The organism is Flavobacterium profundi (assembly GCF_006491645.1).
GTDB classification, from domain to species: Bacteria; Bacteroidota; Bacteroidia; order Flavobacteriales; family Flavobacteriaceae; genus Flavobacterium; species Flavobacterium profundi.
In genome coordinates, this window is record NZ_VDCZ01000003.1 from 201317 (window position 1) to 214107 (window position 12791).

Annotated in this window: 13 protein-coding genes; 8 read left to right on the forward strand and 5 right to left on the reverse strand. The window is 30.1% G+C overall.

What is annotated here, in order from left to right; all coding sequences use genetic code 11:
* Positions 1 to 4: 4 nt before the first annotated feature.
* Entirely contained in the window at positions 5 to 1351 is a 1347-nt protein-coding gene (locus FHG05_RS06045; RefSeq protein ID WP_140997120.1) for a Na(+)-translocating NADH-quinone reductase subunit A, read from the reverse strand.
* A 193-nt stretch (positions 1352 to 1544) separates the two neighbouring features.
* Here FHG05_RS06045 and FHG05_RS06050 point away from each other — a divergent pair, with 193 nt between their 5' ends.
* The 6 genes from FHG05_RS06050 to FHG05_RS06075 all read left to right on the forward strand — a co-directional run bounded on the left by FHG05_RS06050 (position 1545) and on the right by FHG05_RS06075 (position 7379).
* A complete protein-coding gene (locus FHG05_RS06050) occupies positions 1545 to 2795 on the forward strand; it encodes a type IX secretion system plug protein (RefSeq protein WP_140997121.1) in 1251 nt (416 codons plus the stop codon).
* Entirely contained in the window at positions 2795 to 3856 is a 1062-nt protein-coding gene (locus FHG05_RS06055; RefSeq protein WP_140997122.1) for a DUF3667 domain-containing protein, read from the forward strand. Before FHG05_RS06050 ends, FHG05_RS06055 begins: the two co-directional genes overlap by 1 nt.
* A 1-nt stretch (position 3857) precedes the next feature.
* Positions 3858 to 4244: a Co2+/Mg2+ efflux protein ApaG gene (gene apaG, locus FHG05_RS06060; RefSeq protein ID WP_140997123.1), complete on the forward strand. Its 387-nt coding sequence runs from the start codon at positions 3858 to 3860 to the stop codon at positions 4242 to 4244.
* A 101-nt stretch (positions 4245 to 4345) separates the two neighbouring features.
* Entirely contained in the window at positions 4346 to 5974 is a 1629-nt protein-coding gene (pruA, locus tag FHG05_RS06065; RefSeq protein WP_140997124.1) for an L-glutamate gamma-semialdehyde dehydrogenase, read from the forward strand.
* Positions 5975 to 6192: 218 nt separating this feature from the next.
* Complete coding sequence (locus FHG05_RS06070) at positions 6193 to 6408, forward strand: hypothetical protein (protein WP_140997125.1); 216 nt, start codon at positions 6193 to 6195, stop codon at positions 6406 to 6408.
* A gap of 104 nt (positions 6409 to 6512) precedes the next feature.
* Positions 6513 to 7379: a TlpA family protein disulfide reductase gene (locus tag FHG05_RS06075; protein ID WP_140997126.1), complete on the forward strand. Its 867-nt coding sequence runs from the start codon at positions 6513 to 6515 to the stop codon at positions 7377 to 7379.
* 17 nt (positions 7380 to 7396) lie between these two features.
* On the opposite strand, the gene rsmG is transcribed toward FHG05_RS06075, so the two are convergent.
* A complete protein-coding gene (gene rsmG, locus FHG05_RS06080; RefSeq protein WP_140997127.1) occupies positions 7397 to 8026 on the reverse strand; it encodes a 16S rRNA (guanine(527)-N(7))-methyltransferase RsmG in 630 nt (209 codons plus the stop codon).
* Between the two features lie 113 nt (positions 8027 to 8139).
* Between rsmG and FHG05_RS06085 the strand changes: the two genes are divergently transcribed.
* Both FHG05_RS06085 and FHG05_RS06090 read left to right on the forward strand, forming a co-directional pair.
* Positions 8140 to 9237 carry a fatty acid desaturase family protein gene (locus tag FHG05_RS06085; protein WP_140997128.1) on the forward strand — a complete coding sequence of 366 codons (1098 nt, stop codon included), beginning with the start codon at positions 8140 to 8142 and terminating at the stop codon, positions 9235 to 9237.
* A gap of 56 nt (positions 9238 to 9293) precedes the next feature.
* Positions 9294 to 10478 (forward strand): pyridoxal phosphate-dependent aminotransferase, encoded by a 1185-nt coding sequence (locus tag FHG05_RS06090; protein WP_140997129.1) that lies wholly within the window; start codon positions 9294 to 9296, stop codon positions 10476 to 10478.
* Between the two features lie 68 nt (positions 10479 to 10546).
* Here the strand turns inward: FHG05_RS06090 and FHG05_RS06095 are convergent, their stop codons facing one another.
* From FHG05_RS06095 to FHG05_RS06105, 3 genes are all read right to left on the reverse strand, one after another.
* Entirely contained in the window at positions 10547 to 11605 is a 1059-nt protein-coding gene (locus FHG05_RS06095; protein ID WP_140997130.1) for a serine hydrolase domain-containing protein, read from the reverse strand.
* 108 nt (positions 11606 to 11713) lie between these two features.
* Positions 11714 to 12118, reverse strand: coding sequence for a hypothetical protein (locus FHG05_RS06100; protein ID WP_140997131.1), 405 nt, complete (start codon positions 12116 to 12118; stop codon positions 11714 to 11716).
* On the reverse strand, positions 12099 to 12689 hold the full coding sequence (locus tag FHG05_RS06105) for an RNA polymerase sigma factor (protein ID WP_140997132.1): 591 nt from the start codon (positions 12687 to 12689) through the stop codon (positions 12099 to 12101). Before FHG05_RS06105 ends, FHG05_RS06100 begins: the two co-directional genes overlap by 20 nt.
* Positions 12690 to 12791: the final 102 nt, after the last annotated feature.

The following is a 12791-nucleotide window of genomic DNA, read 5'->3' on the forward strand; positions in this document are numbered from 1 at the left end:
GGGATTAACCTACTTCTTTAATCATTAAGTCTAATCCTTGTCTCACAATTCTCTGATGATCTTGTTTTGAAACATCAACAAATTCTGTTAAAGCAAAATCTTCAGGAGCGACTTCATAAATACCTAAGGCTTCCATTTGGTCAATATCTTTAACCAAAATAGCTTTCAATAATTGCATTGGGTAAATATCAAGCGGACAAACTTTTTCATACTCTCCAGTTAACACAAAACCTCTGTGCTCTCCGTTTGTATTTGTATTTAAGTCGTATTTTTTATTTGGTGTTAAAAACGAGAACATCATAGCTCTGTAAACACTAAATTTATTAGGTCTTGGAATATTCCAACCAAAGAAATCGTAATCGTCACCTTCTGGAATAACAGTAATTTGACTATGATAAAATCCTAAAGCATCTTCTTTAGTTTTCTTATCACCAGTTAAAACGTTTCCACTAATAATTCTGTAATTACCTTCTTTTAAATTTCCAGCAACAACATCACTAATTTGAGCACCTATTAAAGCTTTCACATAAGAAGGTCTTTCAAAACCAGTACCTGTTAATGCAACTATTCTTTCCGCATTAAACTTTCCTGTTAAGAACAATTCACCAATAACAGCTACATCTTCTATTTGAACAGTCCAAACTTTCTCACCTTTATTGATAGGATCAATTTTAGCAATTTGAGTAGATACTAATCCTACAGGATGTACACCTTGCCCTTTGTGCACCACAACTCCTTCTGTCGAAGGCATAAAATCAGTTTTTGAATCCACTGTTACATGAACTTTTCCTGAAGTTAACTTTGTTAAAACAGCAAAGCCAGCTTCTAAAGCGTCTTTTTTTCCATTTAAAACAAAATTTAAATCCCCTTCTAAAGGTGCCGAATGGATACCAGAAACAAAAATAGCTTTAGGTGTATCTGCCGAATTCGCAACAACATCATACGGACGTTGTTTAATGAATGGCCAACAACCAGAAGCTAACAAATGTTCTTTAACTTCAGAACGCGACGAAGATTTTGGATTTATTTTGCTATGCTCTACGTAGACATCTTGAGAATCAGCAAGTATTCTAATCTCTAGAATAACTCTTTTTTCTCCACGAATAATTTCTTGAATGGTTCCACTTACTGGCGATATAAACTTTACAGCTTCATCTTTCTTAGAAAAAAAGATAGCTTCACCAGCTTTTACAGTAGCTCCTTCCTTTAAAATCATTTTAGGAGTGACCCCATGAAAATCAGAAGGTTTAATAGCATAGACTTTCGATCGGGTAGCATTTGAAAGTTGTTTTTCCGCTTCACCCTTCAACTTAAGGTCTAAACCTTTTTTAATTCGAATGTCTTTTGACATGTTTATTGAAGATATGGTTAGTACTATTTTATAAAACGTGCAAATTTAATTAATTAAGAAACACTACTCCAAAAATATAGCAATTGATTTTCATTATTTATACTTATTCTAAATTACTAAAAAACATTCATTACAGCATAAATTTTGCATTACTATTTAGAGATTTACTATTTTTACAAAAAGAACAAAAAACATGTGGATTAAAAAAACCATACTACTCCTATATTTCCTTTCATTAACAGCTATTTATGCCCAAATTGAAAACGAATCTGAGCCTCCTTATAATATCAAAACCATTTCATTTGTTCAAAATAATAAAAACGTTTTACCTTTTTTTAGATTAGGTGAAACGTTTGAACTGCAATTTGATGATTTATTTGGAAATGAAGCAGATTACTATTACACCATTACTCAATATAATTATGATTGGACTCCCACCACTTTAGCCAAAGTGGAATACCTAACCGGATTGGACAACCAAAGAATAATTACCTATGAAAATTCTTTCAATACACTTCAATTGTATTCACATTATCGCCAACAATTTCCAAACAAATACAACCGCATAACCAAAAGCGGAAACTATATCATAAAAATTTTTAACGACGAACAAGAGTTGGTTTTTTCAAGAAAATTTATCATTTATGAAGAAGAAGTCAGAGTAGCAACTGAAGTACGAAGAGCACGTGATTTTGAGAGTTTAAATGAAAAACAAAACATTGAAATTGCCATCAATTATGGTGATTTATTACTTCAAAACCCAATTCAAAATGTAAAAATTACAATTTTTAAAAATGGCAATTGGAAAGAACAAATCTCAAATATAAAACCCCAATACACCATTGGCTCTGAATTAATTTACAAATACAACAAAGAAACTCAATTTTGGGCTGGAAATGAATTTTACACCTTAGATAATTCTCAAATTAGAGTAACCAACAATACGGTTTCTAGAGTAACAGCTGGCGATATTTACAACTCGCATCTCTATGTTAACAAAGCCAGAAAAAATGGCGTATATACCTATTTTCCAGACTTTAATGGCAACTTTATAGTCTTAAACAGTAATTCTGAAAACTCTGAAGTAGGAGCCGATTATTCTTGGGTCTATTTTACACTTGACGCACCGAATATGTTTCATGATGAATCTATTTATGTAACAGGAATGTTTAATAATTACGCTACAAACGAAGAGAATAAAATGTCCTACAATGAAGAATCTGGATTATTTGAAAAGGCAATTTTAATCAAACAAGGTTACACTAATTATCTGTATACTCTTTTAGACAAAAACAAAAAGATTGATTATCAAAATGCTATTGACGGAAACTATTATCAAACTGAAAATAATTACACCATAATAGTATATTACAAAGGAAATAATGATCGTTACCATCGTGTAATAGGCATCTCAAACACTAATAGTGAAGGAATAAGAAACTAATGATTCAGAGAAAATTCAAACAATATCGTGGTTACGAATGTTTAAACTGCGAAACACCATTAGATAGTAGCGAAAAATATTGCCATCATTGTGGTCAATTGAATTCTACTAAAAGACTCACTATATCCGATTTTATCGAAGAATTTCTATCTAATTTCTATGCGTATGATTCTAGATTAAGAAATTCCATTGTTTCCATGTTTACCAAACCTGGCATTTTAGCTAAAGAATTCAATGAAGGGAAAAGACAAAAATACGCGAATCCTTTTCGTTTGTTTTTAAGTGTTTCCATTTTACTGTTTTTAACCATAAGTTTAGCAGAAAAATTTTCTGATTCTCAATCCAAGACCAACAACACAATCAATATTAATGACCCAAAAAAAATAGCGGATGTAGTAAACGATAGTATCACCGTTACAAATGTTTCACAATTAAAAAATGAACTTGAAAAATATCAGAATCTTAATAAAGATTCTATTTACACCAAACAAGAACTTGACAAAAGTTCGGTAGGCTTCTATTATAAATTTAGCTCTTTTCGGAATTTCCACATTAAATATCCTAACAAAACAACCAGTCAAGCCCTAAAAGAATTAGGTTATGACGATTCGCAATTAAATCATTTTTTATACAGTAAATCTATTTTATTCAAAACTAATAATATTAAAAACGAATTAGCAGAATATTTCTATCAAAAACTACCCTTTTTAATCTTTTTATCTTTACCAATAATCACCATTATCTTTTGGATGGTCTTTTATTCTAAAAAAATAAATTACACGGAACACTTAATATTTTCTTATACCTTTTTTACATTCCTTTTTATTTGCCTCATATTATTCAATTTTATTGGTTTTTTTAGCGAAACTATTTCCGAATTTTTAATTGCTATAAGCACATTATTCATATTCCCATATTACCTTTATCGATCACTACGTAATTTTTATCAACAAAATCGTTGGAAAACCGTTTTAAAATTCATAATTTTGAACCCACTATTTGGTATATTTTTATTAATTTCATCATTGATAATGATATTCTTAGGAATACTTTTATTTTAAAATGGTAACACAAATAACAAAAGGCATTAAAATTTCTGTTCAGACTAGTTTTGAAGGCACTTACTTCAAAAACTACAAGATTCACTTTGCCTTCAGTTACGAAATAAAAATTGAAAACCATAGTAAAGATTCAGTACAATTAAACACTAGACATTGGGAAATTTACGATGCCCTTAACAACAAAGAAATTGTGGATGGCGAAGGAGTTGTTGGAAAAAAACCAGTTTTAAAGCCAGGTGAAACACACACGTATACCTCTGGCTGTTTGTTATCTTCTCCTATTGGAGCCATGAAAGGTTTTTACAACATGATTAACTTTACAACTACAAAAAGTTTTAGAGTTATCATTCCTACTTTTAAGTTTAGTGCTCCTTTTGCTTTAAATTAATTTTAGTACTCTTTTTTCTGCAACAATTGTTGCCTACTATCCATTATTTTTTTCTTAAATTTGCCCATCAACATATACTAATTCATTAAAAATAATATCTTATGTTAAAAGGATTTTTTAACGTTCCAAAAGCAGTAAATGAACCTGTTAAAGCATATGCAGTTGGCTCAAAAGAAAGAGAAGCAGTTGCAAATGCTTACAAAGAAATGTGGAATTCCAAAATTGAGGTTCCATTATACATTGGTGACCAAGAAATAAAAACAGGTAATACCCGTAACATGTCGGCTCCTCATGACCACCAACATATTGTAGGAACTTACCATTTAGCAGAAAAATCACATATTACACAAGCCATAGATAACGCTCTTGAAACCAGAAAAAAATGGGCAGCCATATCATGGGAAAACAGAGCAGCCATCTTTTTAAAAGCTGCCGAATTAATTGCTGGACCTTACCGCGCAAAAATTAATGCAGCAACGATGATTGCACAATCTAAAACGATTCATCAAGCAGAAATTGATGCAGCTTGTGAATTAATTGATTTCTTACGTTTCAATGTGGAATACATGACACAAATCTACAAAGAACAACCAAATTCTGATTCTTCAACTTGGAACAGATTAGAACATAGACCTTTAGAAGGTTTTATCTATGCAATTACTCCTTTTAACTTTACAGCTATTGCAGCCAACTTACCCGCTAGTGCGGCTATGATGGGGAATGTAGTCGTTTGGAAACCAAGTGATAGCCAAGTGTTTTCTGCAAAAGTAATTATTGATATTTTCAAAGAAGCAGGATTACCAAATGGCGTAATCAATGTAGTATTTGGTGATGCTATCATGATTACAGATACTATTTTAGCTAGTCCAGATTTTGCAGGCATTCATTTCACGGGTTCCACCCATGTATTCAAAGACATTTGGGCTAAAATTGGAAATAACATCGACACCTACAAAACTTATCCTAGAATTGTAGGCGAAACTGGTGGTAAAGATTTTATCATTGCACATCCATCTGCTAATGCAAAACAAGTAACTACTGGTATTACACGAGGCGCTTTTGAATTCCAAGGTCAAAAATGTAGTGCCGCTTCAAGAGTTTATATTCCACAAAGTTTGTGGCCTGCAGTGAAGAATCAATTGGAAACAGATTTAAAATCAATGAAAATGGGATCTCCAGAAGATATGTCAAATTTCATTACCGCTGTAATTCATGAAGGTTCTTTCGATAAATTAACCTCTTACATTGATCAAGCTAAAAAAGATGCCGATGCAGAAGTTATTTTTGGTGGAAACTATGACAAATCAAAAGGATATTTTATTGAACCGACGGTTATTTTGACTACAAATCCAAAATACACCACAATGGAAACTGAATTATTTGGCCCAGTAGTTACTATTTATGTATACGAAGATGCAAAATGGTCTGAAACCCTAAAATTAGTAGATGAAACTTCTGAATACGCTTTAACCGGAGCCGTGTTTAGTACCGATAGATTTGCCATTGAAGAAGCGACTGTAGCTTTACAAAATTGCGCAGGAAACTTCTACATTAATGACAAACCAACTGGTGCAGTTGTAGGTTGCCAACCTTTTGGAGGTGCTAGAGCATCTGGAACAAATGACAAAGCAGGTTCGGTATTGAACTTATTACGTTGGGTTTCTCCAAGAACAATTAAAGAAACCTTTGTTACACAAGAAGATTATAGATATCCTTTCTTAGGAAATTAAAAGAACTATTTTATATAAAAAACGCTATCGAAAAGATAGCGTTTTTTATACTATTCATTTAAAAGCAAATCTTTTTAAAAAAAGCATCCATTTAAATTAACAAAAAAATAACTATTCGAAATCTATGATAAAAAGGAATTTAAAATTATATTTGAAAATGTCAGGAACTCAACTGACAATAAATACTTGAGAATTTTTGTTTATTTTAATCTTAAATTATGAAAAAATCGATTCTAAATTTAGAAAGTGTTAAAATACTTTCTAAAAATCAAATGAAAAAAATAAACGGTTCTGAAAGAACATGTTACAAAGAATTCGGGACCATGGTAGACGCTAATGGTAATTCATCAAACGACATTATTATTACATGCTTTAATGACAATGGAACAGTAACACACTACAATGTTTTAGGAAAAGAAGTCTATTGTCCATAATTTTAAAAAACACAAACATTAATCAAATTAAGTTGTTTATAATACAATAAACAACTTAGTTTTCTGAAATTTTAATTCAAAATTTTTAGTAGAATATTAAAATCATGATACGAATAACTATATTTTTTATTTTATTAACAATACTTTCATGTAACAAAAAAACAAAAAATAAGATTGAAATTGAATTTAAAAAACCAATGACTATTAACTTTATAAGTTATGATTCACTTGATTTATTAAAGGATGAAGTAGTCTATAATGATTATAATACTTTAAATGCAAGATTTAATTTTGAAAATGATACTATTTCGCTTTTTTTAATTGATTCTAACCATAATAAAGTATTTAATGATTCTACAGATATACTATTTATAAGCCCTAGTTGTCATGACAAACCGAAAAATATAAATTTCAACAATAAATTAGGAATAAAAAGTTCAAGATTATTTTCTAATAATGGTATTGCTTTTTCTGTTGAAAATATTATAAAAACCAAGACTAGTTACAAAGCTAAAATTAAGAAACTAGATTCTAATTATAAAATTCCTAATGAAAATAAAATGATTAGTAGAATTCCGAATTTAAATTTTACAAATTTAGAAAATAAGAGTTTAAAATTTATTGATTTCAAAGATCAAGACAAATTGATATATGTTGAGTTTTGGGCAACTTGGTGTACTCCTTGTATTGCAATGATACCTGAAATAAAAAAAATGAAGAATGAGTATTCTAATGATTTAGAAATAATTACTATTCATGCCGAAAGAAGATTTGATTTAAAAAAAATAAATGAATTTGTAGAAAAATATCAAATGAATTGGACTAATGGAATATCAACTGTTGAAATAAATAACAGTTTTAATTGTGGAGCATATCCAAAAGGATTTCTTTTTAATCAAAATGGAAAATTACTAATTTATGATGCAACACCAATCCTTATAAAAGATTATTTAAAAAATAAAACTCCTTAATCTTTATCAAAAAGATATTATTTCTTATGTTTTAAAGGCAAATAGACTACTTTTTTAGTTTCAAAAAAATCTTCTTCAAAAAAATCAGCTAAATTATATTGAACCGCATTGGGAAAAGCTGTCAATTCATCTGCTAAATCACCGCCTTTTAAATATAAGATTCCATTTTTCAATTCGTGTTTCGAATCTTTAACGGTTCTATCAGCAACCCATTTCACAAAATCAGGCATATTAGTAACGGCACGACTTACAATAAAATCAAAATTCCATTTTACCAATTCGGCTCTTTTCTGTTCCGCAACTACATTTTTTAACTCTAAAGCCTTAGCTACTTCTTGAACAACTTTTATTTTCTTTGCAATTACATCAATAAGATAAAATTCAACTTCAGGATACATAATCGCTAATGGAATTCCTGGAAAGCCTCCTCCTGTTCCCACATCCATAATCTTACTCCCTTTTTTAAATTCTAAAATTTTAGTTATCCCTAAAGAATGCAGTACATGTCTCACATACAATTCTTCAATATCTTTTCTTGAAATTACATTTATTTTGGCATTCCAATCTTCATACAGCTCTTTTAACATCTCAAATTGCTTCATTTGATGCTCGGTAAGATTAGGGAAATATTTTAAAATTAACTCCATTGCTTTTTTTTGTTGCAAAAATACATTTTTTAACAAACAATTAGGTTAAAATACGAAGTCTAATAGAGATAATTATTATCTTTGGTCACAAACAAAGCTTTAGATTAAAAAAAATGAATACAAAAACCCCTATTTTCTCAAAAACAGATAACGCTAAGTTTTTCAGAACTTTAAATAAACGAGTTAACGATTATTTTAAGGAAAGAAACTTAAAAAGAACGGGCAACTGGAAGTTGCATTTAAAAACAATTATAATGTTTACTTTATTTTTAGCACCCTATTTCTTTTTAATTTCTTTAGAAATGCCTTTTTGGGTTTATTTACTTTTAAGCATCACTATTGGTGTAGGAATGGCAGGAGTTGGGATGAATGTAATGCACGATGGTAATCATGGATCGTATTCAACCAAATCTTGGGTAAATAAATTTATGGGAGGAAGTATCTACATTTTAGCTGGAAATGTATACAACTGGCAAGTACAACATAATGTTTTACATCACACTTATACGAACATACCAGGTCATGATGAAGATTTAGATGCAGGAAGAATTATTCGTTTTACCAATGAAGCGAAGTGGTATAAATTCCATAGGTTCCAACATTATTATTCTGTGTTTTTATACGGATTATTAACATTCAATTGGGCTTTAACAACTGATTTTAAACAAATGAGCGGGTATTTAAAAAGAAATCTCTCATATGGTACATTAAAAAGTCCAAAAATCTTATGGACTACTTTAGTTATTACTAAAATTATTTATTTTTCCATTTGGATAGTAATTCCAATGGTAATGGGAATTGTATGGTGGAAAGTATTAATTGGTTTCTTCGTGATGCATTATACAGCTGGATTAATCTTAAGTATTATTTTTCAGTTAGCTCATGTTGTAGAGGAAACTACGAATCCAATTCCTTCAGCTGAAACCGGAGAAATTGAAAACACTTGGGCAATTCATCAATTATTTACTACTACAAACTTTGCTCCAAAAAATTGGATTGTAAATTGGTATACTGGTGGATTAAATCATCAAATTGAACATCATATTTTTCCAAATATTAGTCATATTCATTATGGTAAAATTGCAGAAATAGTAAAACAAACTGCTAAAGAATGCAACCTACCTTATTACGAATACAAGACAACTAGAAGCGCTATTATTGCACATTTCAAGCATCTCAAACAACTAGGTCAACAACCACAATTAACATAAAATTGAGACGCGAGCAATCGCGTCTTTTCTATAAACTATAATTAACAAACTACACAATGAACGCATTATCAGATAGAATTAACAATTTATCTACATCGCAAACACTAGCAATGGCCGCTTTAGCTAGAGAATTAAAAGCACAAGGAAAAGATATTATTAGCTTAAGTTTAGGTGAACCCGATTTTAACACACCTGATTTCATTAAAGAGGCTGCCAAAAAAGCAATTGATGAAAATTACAGCACCTACAGTCCTGTTGACGGTTATGTTGAATTAAAAGAAGCGATTTGTGAAAAATTCAAACGTGATAATGATTTAGATTATAAACCTGCAAACATTGTGGTTTCAACAGGAGCAAAACAATCCTTATATAATATTGCTCAGGTAATGTTAAACGAAGGAGACGAAGTTATTTTACCCGCTCCTTATTGGGTATCGTATTTTGAAATTATTAAACTTTCGGGTGGTACACCAGTTGAAGTACCCACTTCAGTCGAAAGTGATTTTAAAATAACTCCAGAACAATTGGAGAAAGCAATTACTCCGAAAACAAAAATGATGTGGTTTAGTTCTCCTTGTAACCCAAGTGGTTCTGTTTATAACAAAGAAGAATTAACCGCCATTTGTAAGGTTTTAGAAAAACATCCTAATATTTATGTAGTTTCTGACGAAATTTACGAACATATTAATTTCTCTGGAACATTTTGTAGTATTGGTTCCATTCCAGGAATGCAAGAAAGAACAATTACTGTTAATGGTGTAGCAAAAGCATTTGCGATGACAGGATGGAGAATTGGATACATTGGTGCTCCTGAATTTATAGCAAAAGCATGTACTAAAATTCAAGGACAAGTAACCAGTGGTGCTAATAGTATTGCGCAAAGAGCTACTATTACAGCTGTGGAAGCAGATCCAAAAGTATTAAACCATATGGTAGATGCCTTTCACAAAAGAAGAGATTTAGTAGTGGGATTAATTCGAGAAATCCCAGGTTTAAAAATTAATGTTCCTGAAGGTGCATTTTACGTATTTCCAGATGTGTCTGAATTCTTTGGTAAAACATTAAAAGGAACTAAAATTGAAAACGCAACCGATTTCTCTATGTATCTTTTAGCAGAAGCTAATGTTGCGACTGTAACGGGTGAAGCATTTGGAAATCCAAATTGTATTCGTTTTTCTTATGCTACTAGCGAAGATTTATTAAAAGAAGCATTACGTAGAATAAAAGAAGCTTTATCTTAATATTATAATAGATAATAAATATATAAAAAGGAAACCTAAAACGGTTTCCTTTTTTCATTTAAGAAGAATTAATTTCTATATAAAGAAGCAATATCTTTCACAATTGTTGTAGGAGAATGACAATCACAATTACTTAACCCTACTACATATATTTTTTTTTCAGGCAAATATATTGCCATCGACTTAAAACCAAAAATACTGCCACCATGCTCATAAGTAAGACTTTCTCCTCTTTTAATAATATGCCAACCATATCCATACGCTATTGCTTCTCCGTTATTTAAGGTATAATTTTTAAAAATCATCTCTTTTGTTTTTTGTTTTACCAATGTATTTGCCTCAAGAGCTATTTGCCATTTTAATAAATCATCAACAGTAGACAATAAAGATCCTGAAGCATATGGCAAACTAAAACTAATGAATCTATTATTGATAAATTCTTCTTTTAAATGATAACCTGAAACTCTTTTTTTAATTATTTTTTCATGACTCGCATACGAGGAAGAACTCATATTTAAAGGCTTAAAAATGTTTTCTTGAATAAATTCAGCATAGGATTGACCCGAAACAATTTCAATAATAGAACCTAAAATGACATAGCCTGAGTTATTGTATTTGTACATTTCTCCTGATTTAAAATCCATGGGGTCTTCTTTAAAAAAGGCAATCAATTCTTGAGGTGTTACTTCTTTTTTAGCAATCTCATTAATGGTTTTTATCTTTGTAAAATCTTTAATTCCTGAAGTATGCGTTAACAAATGATGAATCGTAATTTTGTTACCTTGAGTGGGGTAATCTGGAAGATATTGTACAATTTCATCTTCAAACTCTAATTTTTCCTGTTCCTCTAGCATGGCAATTGCTACTGCAGTAAACTGTTTTGTCATGGAACCGATTTCAAAAACAAAATCAGGTTGCATCCTAACATCTAATTCTAAATTGGCTTTACCAAAAGCTTTTCTATAGAGAATTTCTTGACCTTTTGCTACCAAAAAAACACCTCCAGGTTCATTTTCTTTAAATGTTTGACCAATAATACTATCCATTTTAGATGCAGCAATTTGCGAATAACTATTAACCTGAAAAGCTAAAAAAGCAATTAGAAAAAGGCTTGTAACTGTTCTCATATAATTTTGATTGATGATGAATACTTTTTTAGACTTTAAAAAGACTACTATGGTTACAAAAAAAGCGAACTATTAGTTCGCTTTCATTTATTATCGAATTGTTTTGCATTATAATTTTGTCTTTCGATTAAAATAAGACGTAATGAAAAACATTTGTAAAAGACTACATATAAAAAATAGGACTAGAGAAAAAGTAAGGGTTTTTGAAAATCTAATGCTCAAAAATAATTTATCCCAGCTATTTTGAAATACATTTTGAAAAAGGGATGCAGTTGTATTTTTAGTTTCTAGATTTCCTAAAAAATAAAAGGCTATACTTAAGAAAAAGGCAAATAAAACAGTAATTATTAGCCACATTTTCTTAGTTATTAATGGCGTGTACAATTTTCGAACAACTACCTCTTTTTCAATTTGTTGCATCACTTGTAATGTAAATCCTTCAGATGGTGATTCTAAATGGGATTTACGCATCAATTCCTTGATAAAATCTTCGTTATTTATTTCTTCTTTCATAATTCTCGATAATTTCAGTTGGTAATTGCATTCTTAAAATTGTCTCCAATTTTTTTCTACTTCTGAATAGTTTCACTTTAGCGTTATTCGAACTAATGTTTAGTACTCTTGCTATTTCTTCTAAAGATTGCTCCTCATAATAATATAAAGTTAACAATATACTTTCTTCATAAGGCAATATCGCAAGACATTTTTGAATTAGTTCTTGCTGTTCTTGTTGGACTAATACATGAAACACACTTTCCAATTCTGACACTTCATTTCCTTTATAATTTTCCAAGGAAACGGCTAATGTTTCTTTTTTATATTTTTTTAAAACATCCAAACAAGTATGGTAAGCAATTTTATATACCCAAGTGGAAAATTTAGAATTGCCTTGAAATTTTGGTAACGATTTATACACTTTTATAAAAATATCTTGGGCTGCTTCTTCTGCTTCATCTCTGTTTTTAAGCATCCTCATAGCAATAGTAAATACCAAATCTTTATACTTGTCTACTAAAACAGTAAAAGATTGTGTATCACCTTGTAATACTTTTTGTATATAAATTTGATCTTCCGTATGAATCATATTTAGGTAAGACTGCTATTTGCTTATTTTGGTTACACCATTTTAAAAAAAACAAAAAAAGTGTAACCTGAATTTAACTCTTGTCGTCATAGACTAAAAACA

What these genes read in the sequence shown, in the direction of transcription:
- apaG (WP_140997123.1), top strand. Translation starts at nt 3,858, where the DNA reads ATGGTAACACAAATAACAAAAGGCATTAAAATTTCTGTTCAGACTAGT.
- rsmG (WP_140997127.1), bottom strand. Translation starts at nt 8,026, where the DNA reads ATGGAGTTAATTTTAAAATATTTCCCTAATCTTACCGAGCATCAAATG.
- pruA (WP_140997124.1), top strand. Translation starts at nt 4,346, where the DNA reads ATGTTAAAAGGATTTTTTAACGTTCCAAAAGCAGTAAATGAACCTGTT.
- FHG05_RS06075 (WP_140997126.1), top strand. Translation starts at nt 6,513, where the DNA reads ATGATACGAATAACTATATTTTTTATTTTATTAACAATACTTTCATGT.
- FHG05_RS06070 (WP_140997125.1), top strand. Translation starts at nt 6,193, where the DNA reads ATGAAAAAATCGATTCTAAATTTAGAAAGTGTTAAAATACTTTCTAAA.
- FHG05_RS06090 (WP_140997129.1), top strand. Translation starts at nt 9,294, where the DNA reads ATGAACGCATTATCAGATAGAATTAACAATTTATCTACATCGCAAACA.
- FHG05_RS06105 (WP_140997132.1), bottom strand. Translation starts at nt 12,689, where the DNA reads ATGATTCATACGGAAGATCAAATTTATATACAAAAAGTATTACAAGGT.
- FHG05_RS06095 (WP_140997130.1), bottom strand. Translation starts at nt 11,605, where the DNA reads ATGAGAACAGTTACAAGCCTTTTTCTAATTGCTTTTTTAGCTTTTCAG.
- FHG05_RS06045 (WP_140997120.1), bottom strand. Translation starts at nt 1,351, where the DNA reads ATGTCAAAAGACATTCGAATTAAAAAAGGTTTAGACCTTAAGTTGAAG.
- FHG05_RS06085 (WP_140997128.1), top strand. Translation starts at nt 8,140, where the DNA reads ATGAATACAAAAACCCCTATTTTCTCAAAAACAGATAACGCTAAGTTT.
- FHG05_RS06055 (WP_140997122.1), top strand. Translation starts at nt 2,795, where the DNA reads ATGATTCAGAGAAAATTCAAACAATATCGTGGTTACGAATGTTTAAAC.
- FHG05_RS06100 (WP_140997131.1), bottom strand. Translation starts at nt 12,118, where the DNA reads ATGAAAGAAGAAATAAATAACGAAGATTTTATCAAGGAATTGATGCGT.
- FHG05_RS06050 (WP_140997121.1), top strand. Translation starts at nt 1,545, where the DNA reads ATGTGGATTAAAAAAACCATACTACTCCTATATTTCCTTTCATTAACA.